Below are 17,045 nucleotides of genomic sequence, written 5' to 3' on the forward strand. Positions count from 1 at the left end.
AATGAATATTACAGATGTACGTGTGAGAAAGGTAGCAAAAGAAGGGAAAATGAAGGCCGTTGTGTCGGTTACTATAGATGATGAGTTTGTGGTACATGACATTAAGGTGATCGAAGGAGAGAAAGGTCTGTTTATCGCAATGCCAAGCCGTAAGGCAAGTGACGGAGAGTACCGCGATATCGCGCATCCGATTAACTCTGCAACAAGAGAGCGGATCCAGAAGCTCATCCTGGACAAGTATCAGGAAGTAATGGCTGAAGAAGCTGAGAATGAAGTTCTTATGGAGGCTGCAGAGTAGACACAGCCTTAGGGTGTATGGCAATGACAGCGGAGAAAGATCCGCATAGCTGACAACTTGGGAATTGAGACTGCATAGGATAAGATAAATAAAAGCTGCTGTTTTGCGTGGAAAATCTGCAAAACAGCAGCTTTTTTGGTGTGCTTTTGTTGCATAGAAATTTCAATTATTACGTATTTGTTACAGAAATAAAATAAAAGTATTGCTTTCTGTGAAAAATGTGTTATACTATAACCCATGAAAGGACGAAAGGTGTTTATATGAAGAATAGAAAAGTTTTCACATTACTGCTGACAGGTATGCTCACCCTTTCCATGGGAAGCACTGTATATGCATCAGGTACAGACGCTGCGATCGCAGAAGCTCAGGCGGAGAAACAGGCCGCACAGGAGGGACTTGCACAGGTACAGAACAGCATCGGAAGCCTTGAGAGCAAGAAGCAGGAGCTGGAGAGCTATCTGGCCGATTTAAACGCACAGTATGAAGATCTTACCAACAGCATTTCTGAACTGAGTATCCAGGCTGCTGAGAAGGAAGACGAATTAAATAAAGTAAAAACAGAACTTGAGAAGGCGAAGAAGGCTTCAGCGGATCAGTATGAATCCATGAAACTCCGAATCGCATATATGTATGAGAATGCAGGTACTTCTGCATTGGAGACACTGCTCTCATCCGAGAGCCTTGCAGAATTTCTGAACCGCGCGGAGAATGCGATCCAGATTTCTACATATGACAGAAATATGCTGGATAAATATGTCAGCCTCCAGAAGAATATCCAGGAGAATGAGAAGAAGGTAGAGACAGAATCAGCAGAGATTGATAATCTGATGACTGAGCGTGCATCCAAGCAGCAGGAAGTACAGTCCATGGCGGCAAGTACAAGTGATGATATCAATTCTTATGTAGATCAGATCAGCGCCAGCCAGGAAGAGGCACAGCAGCTGATGGCAGATATCAGTAATGCGGACAGTAATATTACTGCACTGGTGCAGCAGGCAGAAGCTGAGAAAGCTGCAGAAGAGAAAGCCAGGGCCGAAGCGGCAGCGGAAGCTGAACGACAGGCTGCAGCGAAAGCGGCAGAAGAGGAAAAAGCGCAGAATACAGAAGATGCTTCTTCTGACAGCAGTTACGAAGATACAGACAATTCTTCTTCTGACAGCAGTTCTGAAGATGCAGGAGATAATTATGATGATTATGGATATGATCCGGATGAGGATACTACAGAATCTTCCAGCAGTTCTACAAGTTCCGATGTGGTTGTAGAGGAAGAGGATGCGGAGGAAGACGAGGCACAGGCTGGTGGCGCATCAGAAGATACAGATGAGAGTTATGAGGATACTTCTGATGCATCTGCAGATACTTCAGATACAGCGGCAGATACTTCAGATTCCGGTTCTTCCAGCCAGGGGACCTACCTTGGAAACTTTACACTGACAGCATACTGTAACTGTGCACAGTGCTGTGGTACAGCAGGCAATCTTACAGCCAGTGGTACAGTTCCGACAGCAGGACGTACAGTTGCAATGGCAGGAGTACCTTTTGGAACCAAGCTTCTGATCAATGGTAATGTGTATACGGTAGAGGATCTTGGAACTCCTTATGGACATGTGGATATCTACTGCGGAAGCCATGAGGAGGCATTAAGCTTCGGACTTCAGTCTGCAGATGTATATCAGGTTGGCTGATTCTGACAGAGGAGAAAATATATAAAACGAAAGCAGCGCCACAGGATCGTGTTACGATCTTCTGTGGCGCTTTTTGCAGTAATAAGGGTCAAGCGGATATTCGCAATCCGCTTCGCTACTTGCTTGATTTGGTTAAAAAATAAGAGGCCCTGTCTTGTTATCCGGGTGTTGAAAAAAGAATGCAGGAAATTTTTACAGGTATGGGATACCTGGAATCTCCGGATAGGTTCCCATGCCGATGAGGAGTTCAAGCCCTGTCTGACGGCCCTCCAGTACAGCTGCTTTTACAGCACTGGCGTCACCGGAGATGGCGATGATCACTTCGTTGGAATGGCTGGTACCGATATCTGGTGTCATGTATTTTGTGATGGATACAGCTGCAGATTTTACGGCATTGTCAGCCATAACAAGTCCGATCGCGGCGGGAGAGCCTGCCATAAATCCGAATGCTTCCCCAAGTGGTGTACCAAAGGCTTTATGAATCGCAGGGCCTGCGCTGGCAGAAAAAGCAAATTCCAGATGTCCGGATTCGCTGATGTAAACTTCGCCGGCATTTTTGTTGGTCAGTTCCAGGGCCATTGAAATGGCGTGGCGTACATCGGATACGTCATTTCCGCCAAGTACAATGTAGTTTCCGTGTCCGCCCCAGCCTTTCGTATCTCTTGGAAGTTCAATGGAAAGCACTTCTGTGTTGGTTGCTTTTACTGCATCGTCAATGGCGGTGATCTGGCCTGCAGCACCTGTACGGGAACTGAAAAGCCCGAGACAGTGGTATTTGGTGCCCACATTCATCTGCTGAAGAAGGGAATCGTCAATTCCGGAAATCACAAGTCCGATGGTGTCAAGGACTGCAGTTCCCACGAATTCTGTCCGGGTGCAGGTGGTGCTGATGTTGTGTATATCGTGTATATCCATGTGGAAAAATCCCCCTTTTTAGGCTGAAAAATCATTACTTTCAGTATAACATCGGAGAAGAAATTTTGAAAGCAGAAAAAACGTAAACTGTAAGAGAGAAAATTGGTTGACAATCTAAACACGCTGTGTTAAATTATTAACAGCAAAAGACGGAAATCATTAGGAAAAGATGTAAGACGTTTTTCCGTCAGGGAAAGCAGAAAAAGAAAGAGAGGACTTAGGTTATTATGACAACAGTGGCAGCAACCAGAAGCAAGACGTATGATCTTGTTTATATCGCGGTTTTTGCAGTAGTGATGGCAGTTTGCTCATGGATCTCCATTCCGGCACAGGTACCGTTTACTCTGCAGACATTCGGAGTATTTATGGCAGTTGGCGTACTTGGAGGAAAAAGAGGAACTCTGGCAGTCCTGGTTTACGTTCTCCTTGGAGCCGTAGGCGTTCCGGTATTTGCGGGATTTTCCGGAGGAATCGGATCTCTTCTTGGAAATGCAGGTGGATATATTATCGGATTTATCTTTTCCGCACTTGTTATGTGGGCCATTGAAAGTGTTTTTGGCAGAAAGCCGGTTGTTCAGATCATTTCCATGATCATTGGACTGATCGTATGCTATGCATTTGGAACCGCATGGTTTATGTTTGCTTACACAAGAAGCACAGGTCCGGTAGGTCTGATGGCAGTTCTTGGCTGGTGCGTATTCCCGTTTATCATTCCGGATCTTATCAAGATCGCACTGGCTTATGTTTTATCAGGAAAGGTACGTAAATATGCAAGATAAAAGCATTGCCACGGCATATGCTTCCGATGAGGGCACAGAGGGAAAGATTATTCCGCTGCGCCCTCATCATGGTATGTGCCTGGCGTATTTTAAGGGAGAGGGATACAGTGGCGGATTTACGGCGCATATGGCAGAGATGTTAAAGCTTTTTCTTTCAGGAAAGAGAATAAGGCTTCATGTGGATACTGATGAAATCTGTTCTGCCTGTCCCAATAATCAGGATGGGATTTGCGAAGCCAGGGACAAAGTTGCGGAGTACGACAGTGCCGTTCTGGAAAGATGTGGATTGAAAGCAGGGCAGGTGCTGGATTTTGCTGCATTTACAAAAACAGTCCAGGAAAAGATTCTTGCGACGGATAAGCGCAGGGAAATCTGTGGAAACTGTCAGTGGAACAGTATCTGTGAGGAACAGAAGAGCCGGTGGGCATAAAAGAAAGCAAAAATATAGAAATATAAAAAGTATATGATCTGAGAATGTCGGAGGAAATGGCAATGTCTGTTCCATTTCCTGAAATGATGTCTTGGGGTATATACTTTTTTTATTTCTTGGAATTATCAGATAATAATATGAAATATTTTGAAAATAATTTTTACTTGAGAAAAAAACAACAATAACCGTGAGATGTTTTTGGCAGATATGTATAGACAAATAATTCCGGCATTGATAAAATAACGATATGTTAGTTTAAACAAACTAAAGCGTGCTTGACAGAGCACTTCTGCAGAAAATGACATATGTTGAATATTCTGCAGAAGAAATTTCAATTAACCAGAGCAGCTGTAAGGTCATGATCTGGTATAAAGTCGTGTAATATAAAAGACAAAGAGGAGGACAGGTATGCATAAGTGGAAGCTTTTTAAGAAGTCAGCTGCACTCGTTCTGAGTTCAGCGGTAATCGCGTCAGGAGTGCCGGTAACGGCAATGGCGTCTGAGGCGGAAGTTTTTAGTGATGTGTCAGGAGAAACACAAGGAGAGACAGCACAGGAAGAAGGAGAGAACGAGGATCAGGAGTCGGTTTCCCAGGACCAGTTGGAAGTTGGTGAAGCTGATATTCAGTCGGAAGAGCCGGAAGAAAGTGATGCAGAAGGTATTCAGGAAGAAGTAGCAGAAATTTCAGCAGAAGAGATTCAACAGGAAGAGGAACCGCAGATCCAGGAGGATACAGAAGAGGTATTCGGTGATGGAGAAGCATTTATGGCAGAAGCAGGCGAGGTTCTTCAGGATGCTTCTGAGATCACTGTTGCAGGAGTGAAATATCTCTGGTCCATGCAGCCGGCAGATGGATATACACAGATAGGAACAACAGGCGTTTATGTAAAAGTGGCAGATGGACAGACCGCTCTGAACGGAAAACTGTACGGAACGACAACTTTAAGTTATTCGGAATTTTATGCCGGGGATACCACTCAGGAGAGCTATGACGCTATCACTTCGGCAACAACGAGTAAAAATCAGATTTTTGTTAATGAGGACAGCACAGAGGTGACCTCTTCCGGATATCAGATCCAAGGTGTGAAGAATGTAAGTGTTGCAGTGGACGCGGAAACCTATGTAGATGCACAGGCGCTGAAAGCTGCTTCCAAGCTTCCGAGAGAGGGTGTCTATACAGAGGCAGCAGATATTACATTGAATGAAGCGCCGTCACAGGAAACAGGACAGTATAAAACACTGAATACAGACGGAACATACAGTGCAACAAAATTCGATGTAAAAGCAACAGTCACAGATGCATCTGCCCAGATCCAGGCACCGTCGATCTGGGGGGATTACATGCTGGTAGTAAAAGAATCCAGCACAAAATATCTCCGTAATTCCAGACAAGATGATTTTGCAGTGGGTGGAAATACACTGGGAGTCATCCTTGAGACTGCAAGTGGGAAAAAAGTAGGACTTCGTCATACCTATGAAATCTGGGTACAGCCTTATGAACTTGCATTTTCAGCAGAGTCCGGGCTTATCGGGGAAAAAATTTCAAAAGTGACTTATATTACTCCGGATGGTTCCTACGTATATGAGTTTGGAGATAAAGCACCTCTTGTAAAAAAACAGCCTGAAGAGGGAATGAAAGTACAGGCGGCTTTTGTAAAAGAGAGTACAACCCAGATTAAAGTGGACGGACTTGACAAATATGAAAATCCTAAGGTTTCCGTATACTACACAACAGGAAGTGGTCATGGTAAAAAGACAACATATGTTGTAGATCATGCAGTGGCAGAGAACGGGGTGGTAACCTTTGACAGCAGTGTATCCAGGGCCGGGGATGAGATCTATACGGTTATGATCTCTAGCGATAATTATGTGGATATGAAAAAAAATATCACACTGACAGGCCAGCCGATCACGGTTTCCAATGTTTCCTATTACTGGGTAAAGGGAGCGGTGGATGGATATACACAGATTCCGGGAACAGATATTTATTATAAGGTGGCAAATGGACATCAGGCACTGACAGGAACACTTTACGGTACGGCATCTCTGTCATACGAGGAATTTTATGCAGGAGATGCAACGAGCCGCAAATATGATTCCGTTACATCTGCCACAACCAGAAAAAGCACTGCTTTCGGAAATGCAGATGTTCAGAATCTGACAGAAAATGGCTATGAGATCGCAGGAGTAAAAAAGGTTAATGTAGCCACAGATGCAAAAACATACATAGAGGCGCAGATCCTTTCAGAAGCGGGAGAACTTCCGGAAAGCGGAGTATATACAGAAGCAGCAGGGATCACCCTGGGACGTACTCCGACGGTAGAGCCTGGGCAGTATAAAACACTGAATACAGATGGAACATATAGTGCTACAAAATTTAATGTAAAAGCAACTGTGACAGATGCGGAGGCAACACTCAAAACATCTTCTCGCTGGGGAGATTATGAGATTGATGTAAAAGAAACCAGCACAAAATATCTCCGCAATACAAAGAGTGATTCCGATTTTGCAGTTAACTCCGGGATTCAGGGAATGATCCTGGAAACAACAGACGGCGGAAAATATGGCATGCGTCATATGAACGAGATGTGGCTGAAGGTGTATAAGGTTGCCTTTGCAAAAGATACAGGTCTTGAGGGAAAAACCGTAAACAAGATCACGTACATTATGGCAGACGGCGCGTATGTATATGAATTTGCAGATGGTATTTATGTTAAACCGCAGGCAACAGAAGAGATGGCTGTTTCTCCGGAATTTACGGACAGCACCCATGTTAAGCTTGCAAATCTTGATAAATACAAAAATCCGAAGGTATCTGTTTTCTATACAACAGGTGTCGGACATGCTTCAGAGACAACATATCTTGTACAGGATGCAGTAACTACAGATGGAGTGGTTGCTCTGGATTCCACTGTAGCGAGACCGGAAAATGAAACTTATACAGTAAAAGTTTCCAGTGATGATTATGCGGATGTTTCTGTCCAGCTGGTGTATGGAACAATTGCCTTTAAAGAAAAGTCGGGAATTCTTTACATTGGAAGTTCCAGACAGCTTGAAGCTACAGGTGAGAACTGCAAAGATGTAACATATTCTTCCAACAATGAAAAAGTTGCATCTGTGGACGCAAACGGAAAAGTAACTGCAAAGGCAGCGGGAACAGCCGTGATCATGGCAACATCTGCAGCAGGAAAGACTGCACAGTACAAACTTACGGTAAAAACTCCATCCGTGAAACTGAATGTTTCAGCAAAAACACTTTATGTAAAAGGAACTCCGGCTACTGTTACACTGAAAACAACAACAGCAGGTGTTACCGGAAAAGTAACTTATACAAGCAGTAAATCTTCCGTTGCTTCTGTAGACGCAAAAGGAAAAGTAACTGCTGCGTCAGCAGGAACTGCTGTAATTACAGCAAAATGTGGTAATTATAAAGCAACCTGCAAAATTACCGTTAAAAAACCAACTGTAAAAGCTACGGCATCCGTAAACACTTTATTTGTAGGCGGGACAAGTCAGGTTAAGGTGGACAGAACAGGGCTTACCGGAAAAGTAACTTATGGAAGCAGCAGTAAATCCGTTGCCACAGTAAGTACAAGCGGAAAGATAACAGCGAAAAAAGCCGGAACAGCTACGATCACAGTAAAATGTGGAAGTTACAAAGCAACCTGCAAGATCACTGTTAAAAAAGGCAGCCTGAAGATCACGTCTAAAACTGCGGTAACTGTAAAGACAAAGAAAACAACAACCATCAAGGCGACAGCTACTTCAAAGGCAAAGATCACTTACAGAAGCAGCAATACAAAAATTGCAACGGTAAGCAGCAAGGGTGTTGTCAAAGGTGTGAAAAAAGGAAAAGCTGTTATCTATGTAAGCAGTAACGGAGTTACAAAGAAAGTGACAGTTACAGTAAAGTAATATCCGCTGATATTCCATCTGAAATATTATAACCGAAATATAAAAAACCTTTCCAGAAACCACTTCAGGTCTGCGAAAATACAGTCCTGAAGTGGTAAAAAATAAAAAATTCGATTTTTTTGAAAAATTTTAATTTTTTCTATTGACAAAGGACAGAAACTCTAATATAATAGCTCTTGCAGTTGAGCAACACACAAACAACTGAAAACAAAATAACGAAGCGTGGCTCAGTTTGGTAGAGCGCTGCGTTCGGGACGCAGAGGTCGCAGGTTCAAATCCTGTCGCTTCGACTAAAGCTTTGAGAATCCCTTGGCTGAGGGATTCTTTTTTTGCATATAAAGAAATACAGAACGTTATCTTCCAGAGAATCTTCTGTGCATGGCTGGTCTGAAGGTTTTGCTGTTAATGGAATGATTCCACGGAATTTTCATATATATTAACGAAACCGAAATACTGGAGGGACGTGTGTTGGCTGGATATCAGCGTTTTGTTGCGTATGTGTACGAGTATCGGAAAGGGAAAAAGGACGGCAGCAGTGGCTATGTGAGGGTGGAGGCCAGAGGTCAGGAGTGCCGGATCGAGGTTCATCTGCGCTGTGCAGGACTGGAACCGGGGAGCCGGTGCCGGGTGTACGGATTTGTGCGGCGGGAAGGACTGATGGATGGAATCCTGATCGGAAGTTGTGTGACCGGGCGGGAGCAGATTGAGTGTATGCTGGAAACAGATACGGAGAATATTGGAGGTATGGGAAAAAATCTCCGGGAGCTTGGAGGTATGCTGCTGATCTCGGATGCAGGAGGATTCTGGGGAACGGAGTGGGATGATCAATCCATCCGGCCGGAGAATTTCCGGGAGTGGAAAAAAGAAGAAACAGATGCTCATAAGGAAAAGAAAACGGAGAAAGGAGAAGGACAACGGGGAGAAACTGCAGAAGCAGAAGAAGATCAAAAAGCTGGTTTTTCTGCAGAAGTGCAGGAAAAACAGAATGCAGCAGACAAGATCATGACGGTGGAGGAAGTTCAGGAAGAAGTTGAGGGGATTTCCGTGAGCACGATGAACCAGGAGACAAAGAAAGGGCTGCAGGAGAACAGAGCTATTTTGGCAGAGGATGAACCGAAAATATCAGAAGCGGGACGCCCGCACCCGGGGCAGGCGCATCCAGAACCGGGATCGAGACCACCGGAATCACCGCGTCCAGGTTCCCCATCGCCAGGACCGGGCCCAAGACCACCGGAACCACCGAGGCCGCCCCGGCCAACTCCAGGCATCCCCTATGATCCATTCAATGACGGACAGTTTACAGACTGCCGTAAGATCAAACCATCCGACTGCAGTACCTTATGCAGAAAAAACGGCTGTTTCTGTAACAACCGTTTTGTCATGTACGGATATCAGAATTTTGGCCATCTTCTGCTGTGCAGAAATCACCGGGGTCAGTACATACTGGGAGTCCCCGGCAGTTACAGCCAGCAGGAACGCTTCATGGCAAACATGTTTGGCTTTCCATATTTTCGGGAAAGTCCGAAGATCCACATTCCGGGCGGAAAAGGTGGATACTGGTACTGCTTTATTAATATCTGAGTGGAAAATTGAGCATCTTTACAGATCCATACCACGGATTTCCACTACCGGGATCGTCCGAGACAGGATATCCCGGTAGTTTTTCATTTCTTCTTCGGAGCAGGAAGAAAATCCTGGCATCAGAACTCCCTCCGAATCACGGTAAGCCTGAAGATAATAAGCTTTTGCACCACGGAGCCACTGGCTGATCTCCAGAAAATCATTTTCCGAGTGAAGTTCACGGACAACTGTAGTACGGAACTCATAATCCAGATCTCCGGAACATAGCCATCCGGCAGTTTCACGGATCGCATCCAGATTAACATTTACACCGGTAAGTACATGATAATTGGAAGGGCAGGCCTTGATATCCATGGCAACTTTGTTGATCAGCCCATCTGCTGCGAGCTTTTTTACCACAGAAGGACGGGAACCGTTGGTGTCAAGCTTTATGTCATAGCCAAGCTCCCTGATCCGGCCAAGAAATTCAGGGAGCTCCGGTGCAAGAGTCGGTTCTCCTCCGGAAACACAGACACCATCCAGAATTCCTTTGCGTTTTTTTAAAAAAGCCAAAATTTCATCCTCGGAATATCCGTACTGTGTGTCCGGCTCCACTACAAGAGCTCCGTTCTGACAGAAAGGGCATCGGAAATTGCAGCCGCCCAGGAATATGGTGCAGGCCACCCGCCCGGGATAATCCAGTAAAGTTGTTTTATTAAATCCACAGATCTTCATGTGTAAAATCCTTTCATTTTTACAGAAATATTCTATTATAAGAATACCCCAGTACGGAGTATGCCGCAAGTGGGATGTTGTCACTGTTCAGGCGATAAACAGCATGTTCTTTTGATATATGTGATGTGTAAAAAAATGTTGTTGCTTGACTTTCCGGAAAAAAGCAGATATAATTCATTCATTAACGCAGACGATGGAGTCCGTAAAAACTCCATTGCCTGCGTTTTTTATTGGACTAAATTAGTAAAGACTAACAGGCGAAAAAGGAGGAAGAAACAATGAGACTTACCCCGAAGGAACAGGAAAAACTCATGCTCCATATGGCCGGAAATCTGGCGAAGGAGAGGAAGGAACGCGGACTGAAACTGAATTATGTGGAAGCACTGGCGTATATCAGTTCTGAACTTCTGGAACTGGCCCGTGATGGCAAAACTGTTGTAGAGCTGATGCAGCTTGGAACCACGATTCTTACAAAAGATGATGTGATGGAAGGCGTAGCAGACATGCTTGGTGAAGTGCAGGTCGAGGCAACATTTCCTGATGGAACAAAGCTTGTGACTGTACACAATCCGATTCAGTAAGGAGGAATTGACATGAAGGTTGGCGAAATTATCCCCGCAGACAGAGAAATCGTACTTAATGAAGGGAAAAAAACCACAAAGATCCTGGTTGCAAACAAAGGCGATCGTCCTGTACAGGTAGGCTCTCATTTCCATTTTTTTGAAGTAAACAAATGCCTCTCTTTTGACCGTGAGGCTGCATATGGATATCATCTGGATATTCCATCCGGTACTTCTGTACGTTTTGAGCCAGGAGAAGAAAAAGAAGTGCAGCTGACCGAGATGGGCGGCAGAAAACGCGTATTTGGTCTGAACGACCTGACAAGAGCAAGAGCAGCAGAGGACACCAGGAAGGTTTCCATGGAAAAGGCAGCATTAAAGGGATTCTTATAAGGAGGGACACAAATGAGCGTAAAAATTTCCGGTGAAAAATATGCAATGATGTACGGCCCTACAACTGGTGACAAGGTAAGACTTGCGGATACCAGCCTTGTAGTGGAAGTCGAAAAAGATTACACCACATATGGCGATGAGGTAAAATTCGGCGGCGGTAAAACCATCCGTGACGGAATGGGCCAGTCAGTAAAAACATGCAGCCGTGATGGAGATCTGGATCTGGTGATCACCAACGCCCTGATCGTGGATACCACTGGGATCATCAAGGCAGATATCGGAATCAAAGACGGAAAGATCGCAGGGATCGGAAAAGCAGGAAACCCGGATATCATGGACGGGGTGACACCTGGAATGACCGTTGGTGCATCCACAGAGGCGCTGGCAGGAGAAGGAATGATCGTCACAGCAGGTGGTATTGATACCCATATCCACTTTATCAGTCCGCAGCAGATCGACTGTGCACTGTACAGTGGTGTTACAACCATGATCGGAGGAGGAACAGGCCCTGCAGACGGAACAAATGCGACTACCTGTACACCCGGACCGTGGAATCTCCGGATGATGCTGAAAGCAGCAGAAGAATATCCGATGAACCTTGGATTCCTCGGAAAAGGAAACTGCTCGGATGAGGCTCCGCTGATCGAACAGGTAAAAGCTGGCGCCATGGGACTGAAGATCCATGAGGACTGGGGTGCAACACCTGCAGTTATCGATCATTGTCTCAATGTTGCGGATGAATATGACGTGCAGGTTGCGATCCATACAGATACTTTAAATGAGGGTGGTTGTGTGGAGGATACTCTTGCAGCAATCGGCGGAAGAACGATCCATACTTATCATACAGAAGGAGCCGGCGGTGGACATGCACCGGATATCATCCGCGCTGCAGCGGCAGGAAATGTTCTGCCATCCTCCACAAACCCAACCATGCCATATACGGTAAATACCCTGGATGAGCATCTGGACATGCTGATGGTCTGCCATCACCTGGACAAAAAGATCCCGGAAGATGTGGCATTTGCAGATTCCCGAATCCGCCCTGAGACCATCGCGGCAGAGGATGTTCTTCATGACATGGGAATTTTCAGCATGATGAGTTCAGACTCTCAGGCTATGGGACGTGTAGGAGAAGTCATCACACGTACCTGGCAGACAGCCAGCAAAATGAAAGATGAGCGCGGGGCTCTTCCGGAAGATGAGGGAAAAGGAAATGACAACTTCCGTGTGAAACGTTACATTGCAAAATATACTATCAATCCGGCGATCACACATGGAATCGCAGATTATGTAGGTTCTGTTGAAAAAGGAAAATTCGCAGATCTTGTTCTGTGGAATCCGGCATTTTTTGGTGCAAAACCGGATATCATCATCAAAGGCGGAATGATCATCGCTTCCAAGATGGGCGATGCCAACGCATCCATCCCGACTACCCAGCCGGTAATGTATCAGCCGATGTTCGCAGCTCATGGAAAAGCAAAAAATGAAGCCTGCCTTACCTTTGTTTCCCAGGCTGCATATGATGCCGGAATTAAAGATATTTATGGTCTGGAAAAAACTGTGGTTCCTGTAAAGGGATGCAGAAATATTGCCAAAAAGGATATGGTGTTCAATAACCGTACACCAAAGATCACGGTAGATCCGGAAACTTATGAGGTAACGGTAGATGGAGAAGCCATTACATCCAAACCTGCGGAAAAACTTCCGCTTACACAGCTCTACAATCTGTTCTAAAACGACACAGCAATGATCTTTTGTCCGGGAAGCAGTCCCGTGGTGTTTATAAGAATGCTTCGGGACTGCCTTTCGGGCGGACTGACTTTACCATAAGGAGGAAAAACAGATGTTAGGAGTATGCCTTTTATTCGTAGGAATCGTTCTGATCAATAACGGAATGTGTACCTTATATAACGTAGACGGAAAATCCACGGCAGTTATGAATATCTTTACCGGTGGACTGTCACTGTTTATCAATTTTGTAAACCTGGTACAGGGAAATTATTATGCTGCAGGAACAGGACTTCTGTTCTGCTTTACCTACCTGTTTGTAGCTTTTTCCAGGATCTTAAAACTGAGTCCGATACCATTCGCGTGGTTTTCAACATTTGTAGCCATTAATGCGGTGGTATTTGGAACCATTGAGGGATTTCTGGGAAGTAAAACGCTGGGGATCACACCGGATATCCGCTGGGCGGGAATCTGGTATCTCTGGGCAATCCTCTGGGGAACTGCCTTTGTGGAAGACATCATGGGCAAAAAACTGGGAAAATTTGTTCCGGTGCTCCAGGTGATCGAAGGCGTAATCACAGCCTGGGTGCCAGGAGTGATGCTGCTCCTTGGAGTATGGTAAGAATAGAGGAGAAAATTTATGCTTTGTGAAAAAATTCTGGGAAAATTAAAGGATTTTGATCTTACTGGAAAAACGGTGGAATATGTGGATATTGAGTGGCATGAAGCATTCAAAAAGATCCACAGAAAAACCACAGACAGTGGTCGGGAAGTAGGGATCCGCCTGGATGATTCTGTACTCACAAGAGGACTTTTTCAGGACGATGTGATCTACGCAGATGAAAAACTGGTGATCGCGGTAAATACACCACCCTGTGAAGTGATCGAGGTATCTCTGGAGCCAGGACACGAAAAATATGTGGCAAAAGTCTGCTATGAGATCGGAAACCGCCATGCACCGCTTTTCTGGGGAGATCAGGAAAATACATTTATTACCATCTACAACGAGCCGATGATGGTCATGCTGGAAAAACTCCACGGGGTGAGAGCTGAGAAAAAGACTCTGAAACTGGATTTTGACCGCAGGATCTCAGCATCCATCCATAATCATCATCACTGAGGAGGGAATATGGATAAAATAAAAGAAATCCGCCGTTTTTTTTTGCTGCAGGTAAACGACGCTCTTTTTCCCATAGGAGGTTATTCCCATTCGCAGGGGCTGGAAACGTATATCCAGCAGGGGATTGTACATGATGAAGAAACAGCGGCAGAATATATCGGTAAAAAACTGAAACTGAACCTGGCCTGCACCGATCTTCTTGGTGTACGTCTGGCTTACGAATATGCATTGAAAGAAGATGTGGCGGCACTGGATATGCTGGAGGAGATCCTGGGGGCATCCAGGATTCCAATGGAACAGAGAGAAGCGTCCAGAAAAATGGGTTCCCGTTTTACAAAGACAATCTGTAAACTGCCTCAGGAAAATATTCCTATGGAAAAACGAGGTATTTTTGAAAAATATCTGGAAACGCGGAAAGGAAAACCGGTGAGTCACTGCTGTGCTTATGGAGTTTTCTGCGCAGCTCTCGGGATCGAAGAGGAGGAAACACTTTATCATTATCTCTATGCCCAGACCTCTGCAATGGTGACAAACTGTGTAAAAACCATTCCGCTGAGCCAGAGTGCGGGACAGAAACTTCTTTGTGGATGTTATGGGGAGTTTGAGGAAATACTGTCCTATATTTCGGACTGTACGGAGGATGACCTTTGTCTGTCGGCGCCGGGATTTGATATCCGGGGAATCCAGCATGAGAAGCTTTATTCCAGACTTTATATGTCGTAAACAGAGAGGAGTAATTTTTATGTCATATGTAAAAATTGGTGTCGCCGGACCGGTAGGTTCCGGAAAAACAGCGCTGATCGAAGCTCTATCAAGAAAGATGGCAGGTGATTACAGCATTGGTGTTATCACAAATGATATTTATACCAAGGAAGATGCACAGTTCCTTGCAAAAAACAGTGTGCTTCCGGTAGAGAGGATCATTGGTGTGGAGACCGGTGGATGCCCGCATACCGCTATCCGCGAGGATGCTTCTATGAACCTTGAAGCTGTGGATGAGATGATGGAGCGTTTTCCGGATATCCAGATCCTTTTTATTGAAAGTGGTGGAGATAATCTTTCCGCAACATTCAGCCCGGAGCTTGTAGATGCAACTGTTTTTGTTATTGATGTGGCTGAGGGAGATAAGATCCCGCGAAAAGGCGGTCCTGGCATCACAAGGTCAGATCTGCTGGTGATCAATAAGATCGATCTTGCACCGTATGTAGGTGCGAGTCTGGAAGTTATGGAACGGGATTCCAGAAAAATGCGAGGGGAAAGACCCTTTGTTTTTACAAATATCCGAGGGGATGAACATGTGGATACTATTGTAGAATGGATCAAAAAGAATGTGCTTCTGGAAGATCTGCAGGAAAGGCGGAACAACCTTTGACGGAAAATAAATTTGGGAAACTGTCCAGACTGTCCCTTCGAACCGGTATCAGAAAAGGAAAAACGATTCTGGAAGACGTGGCTTTTACAGCGCCTTACAAGATTATGAATCCTTTTCCAAAGAAAGATGGGGGAATTTCCGTGATGCCTTTGTGTGCATCAGCCGGGATCATGGAAGGAGACAGGCAGGAATTTGATTTCTCTGTGACAGAAGGAACCAATCTGGAGTTTCTGTCACAGTCTTTTGATAAAGTCCACAAAATGAAGGAAGGGAAAGCTGTTCGCCACGTGAAGGCACAAGTGGAAAAGAATGCAGTTTTTTACTATTATCCGCAGCCGGTGATCCCCTATGCACAGTCGGCTTTTGAAAGTACGATGGAATTTGATCTGGCTGATAAAAGCTCCGGGTTGTTTCTGCTGGAGATCATTTCCTGCGGAAGAAAAGCATCCGATGAACGGTTTCAGTATCGGAAATTTGCCTCCAGGGTAAATATCAGACGGGGCGGGCAGCTGATATACCGGGATAATACCCGTTATGAGCCCGATAAAATGGACATGGAAGGGATTGGAATGTATGAAGGGTATACCCACATGGCCAATATTTTTCTAAGCGGCCCGGTCATGGACATGAAGGAAAAGATATGGGAAGTTCTGGAAAGTGAAAAAGAATGCGAAGGCGGTGTAACGCAGCTGGTACAGGGAGATCTTGCTGTCCGTATTTTGGGACATCGGGCACAGAAACTGCAGGAAACAGCCGAAGAAATAAAAGCGATTTTTGAAGAAGTAAATAATAATAACAGATAAGAAAACGCTGCAGAAATGAGTATGTTTTGAGAAATTTCTGTGGCGTTTTTTTAATATTATCAAGAGTAAGCGTGCATCGGATTTACCGTAAATTGACACATCATACGTGGATGGCTATAATCAAACAGAAAGAACGCCGGAGGATTTCCGGGATATAAAGTTACAGGAGGAATAAAAACGTGACAGATCAGGAACGTTTTATGAAAGAGGCGATCCGCCAGGCGAAAAAAGCACGTGCCCTGGAAGAAGTCCCGATCGGCTGTGTGATCGTATACGAAGGAAAGATCATAGCCAGAGGCTACAACCGCCGCAATACAGACAAAAATACATTATCCCATGCAGAACTCAATGCTATCCGAAAAGCCAGCAGGAAACTGGGAGACTGGCGACTTGAGGGCTGCACCATGTATGTAACTCTGGAACCATGCCAGATGTGTTCAGGTGCACTGGTACAGTCCAGAATTGACGAAGTGGTGATTGGCTGTATGAATCCCAAAGCGGGTTGTGCAGGTTCCGTGATGAATCTCCTTCAGATCGATGGCTTTAATCATCAGGTGAAAATTACACAAGGAGTGCTGGAAGAGGAATGCTCCGAAATGCTTTCCACATTTTTTAAGGAATTGCGGGAAAAGAAAAAACAGGCGAAAATGCTGAAAAAACAGGAAGCAGAGCGCCTTGCCGGGCAGCAGGTACAGGAAGAAGATACGTAACAGAATAGGAGTCTGTCAAAAGTTCTGATATATTTTCTCTTG

At 45.1% G+C, this 17,045-nt stretch carries 17 protein-coding genes and 1 tRNA gene; 16 read left to right on the top strand and 2 right to left on the bottom strand.

Features of this window, described 5'->3' with window-relative positions:
* Position 1: 1 nt before the first annotated feature.
* The gene (spoVG, locus tag GPK81_RS02945) at positions 2-298 is read left to right on the top strand and encodes a septation regulator SpoVG (RefSeq protein WP_118062377.1); all 297 of its coding nucleotides are present in this window, start codon (positions 2-4) and stop codon (positions 296-298) included.
* A 260-nt stretch (positions 299-558) separates the two neighbouring features.
* The gene (locus GPK81_RS02950) at positions 559-1,983 is read left to right on the top strand and encodes a PcsB-like coiled-coil domain-containing protein (protein ID WP_118071287.1); all 1,425 of its coding nucleotides are present in this window, start codon (positions 559-561) and stop codon (positions 1,981-1,983) included.
* 192 nt (positions 1,984-2,175) lie between these two features.
* Here the strand turns inward: GPK81_RS02950 and pduB are convergent, their stop codons facing one another.
* The gene (pduB, locus tag GPK81_RS02955) at positions 2,176-2,898 is read right to left on the bottom strand and encodes a microcompartment protein PduB (RefSeq protein WP_174087765.1); all 723 of its coding nucleotides are present in this window, start codon (positions 2,896-2,898) and stop codon (positions 2,176-2,178) included.
* A 227-nt stretch (positions 2,899-3,125) separates the two neighbouring features.
* On the opposite strand from pduB, the gene GPK81_RS02960 reads away from it, so the two are divergent.
* From GPK81_RS02960 to GPK81_RS02980, 5 genes are all read left to right on the top strand, one after another.
* On the top strand, positions 3,126-3,677 hold the full coding sequence (locus tag GPK81_RS02960; protein WP_021977987.1) for a biotin transporter BioY: 552 nt from the start codon (positions 3,126-3,128) through the stop codon (positions 3,675-3,677).
* Complete coding sequence (locus tag GPK81_RS02965) at positions 3,667-4,107, top strand: DUF1284 domain-containing protein (RefSeq protein ID WP_021977986.1); 441 nt, start codon at positions 3,667-3,669, stop codon at positions 4,105-4,107. The genes GPK81_RS02960 and GPK81_RS02965 overlap by 11 nt, the downstream gene beginning before the upstream one ends.
* A 408-nt stretch (positions 4,108-4,515) precedes the next feature.
* Positions 4,516-8,022 carry an Ig-like domain-containing protein gene (locus GPK81_RS02970; RefSeq protein ID WP_215706502.1) on the top strand — a complete coding sequence of 1,169 codons (3,507 nt, stop codon included), beginning with the start codon at positions 4,516-4,518 and terminating at the stop codon, positions 8,020-8,022.
* Between the two features lie 216 nt (positions 8,023-8,238).
* Positions 8,239-8,312 (top strand) — tRNA-Pro (locus GPK81_RS02975).
* Between the two features lie 178 nt (positions 8,313-8,490).
* Complete coding sequence (locus GPK81_RS02980; RefSeq protein ID WP_215706503.1) at positions 8,491-9,603, top strand: DUF6128 domain-containing protein; 1,113 nt, start codon at positions 8,491-8,493, stop codon at positions 9,601-9,603.
* A gap of 18 nt (positions 9,604-9,621) precedes the next feature.
* Here the strand turns inward: GPK81_RS02980 and GPK81_RS02985 are convergent, their stop codons facing one another.
* The gene (locus tag GPK81_RS02985) at positions 9,622-10,317 is read right to left on the bottom strand and encodes an anaerobic ribonucleoside-triphosphate reductase activating protein (RefSeq protein ID WP_021977983.1); all 696 of its coding nucleotides are present in this window, start codon (positions 10,315-10,317) and stop codon (positions 9,622-9,624) included.
* A 278-nt stretch (positions 10,318-10,595) separates the two neighbouring features.
* On the opposite strand from GPK81_RS02985, the gene ureA reads away from it, so the two are divergent.
* The 9 genes from ureA (at position 10,596) to tadA (ending at position 17,003) form a co-directional block, all read left to right on the top strand.
* Positions 10,596-10,898, top strand: coding sequence for an urease subunit gamma (gene ureA / locus GPK81_RS02990; protein WP_021977982.1), 303 nt, complete (start codon positions 10,596-10,598; stop codon positions 10,896-10,898).
* Positions 10,899-10,910: 12 nt separating this feature from the next.
* Entirely contained in the window at positions 10,911-11,270 is a 360-nt protein-coding gene (gene ureB / locus GPK81_RS02995) for an urease subunit beta (RefSeq protein ID WP_021977981.1), read from the top strand.
* Between the two features lie 12 nt (positions 11,271-11,282).
* The gene (ureB, locus tag GPK81_RS03000) at positions 11,283-13,004 is read left to right on the top strand and encodes an urease subunit beta (RefSeq protein ID WP_021977980.1); all 1,722 of its coding nucleotides are present in this window, start codon (positions 11,283-11,285) and stop codon (positions 13,002-13,004) included.
* 109 nt (positions 13,005-13,113) lie between these two features.
* On the top strand, positions 13,114-13,620 hold the full coding sequence (locus GPK81_RS03005) for an AmiS/UreI family transporter (RefSeq protein ID WP_118062381.1): 507 nt from the start codon (positions 13,114-13,116) through the stop codon (positions 13,618-13,620).
* A gap of 18 nt (positions 13,621-13,638) precedes the next feature.
* A complete protein-coding gene (locus GPK81_RS03010) occupies positions 13,639-14,118 on the top strand; it encodes an urease accessory protein UreE (protein WP_021977978.1) in 480 nt (159 codons plus the stop codon).
* 9 nt (positions 14,119-14,127) lie between these two features.
* Positions 14,128-14,841, top strand: a complete 714-nt coding sequence (locus GPK81_RS03015; RefSeq protein WP_118062382.1) for an urease accessory protein UreF — start codon at positions 14,128-14,130, stop codon at positions 14,839-14,841.
* Between the two features lie 19 nt (positions 14,842-14,860).
* Positions 14,861-15,490, top strand: a complete 630-nt coding sequence (ureG, locus tag GPK81_RS03020) for an urease accessory protein UreG (protein ID WP_021977976.1) — start codon at positions 14,861-14,863, stop codon at positions 15,488-15,490.
* The gene (locus GPK81_RS03025; protein WP_252196582.1) at positions 15,487-16,293 is read left to right on the top strand and encodes an urease accessory protein UreD; all 807 of its coding nucleotides are present in this window, start codon (positions 15,487-15,489) and stop codon (positions 16,291-16,293) included. The genes ureG and GPK81_RS03025 overlap by 4 nt, the downstream gene beginning before the upstream one ends.
* Before the next feature lie 179 nt (positions 16,294-16,472).
* Positions 16,473-17,003 carry a tRNA adenosine(34) deaminase TadA gene (gene tadA / locus GPK81_RS03030; protein ID WP_021977974.1) on the top strand — a complete coding sequence of 177 codons (531 nt, stop codon included), beginning with the start codon at positions 16,473-16,475 and terminating at the stop codon, positions 17,001-17,003.
* The last annotated feature ends 42 nt before the right edge of the window (positions 17,004-17,045 follow it).

Origin of the sequence: Blautia sp. MCC283, assembly GCF_018785565.1 — a bacterium.
Taxonomy (GTDB): Bacteria; Bacillota; Clostridia; order Lachnospirales; family Lachnospiraceae; genus Blautia_A.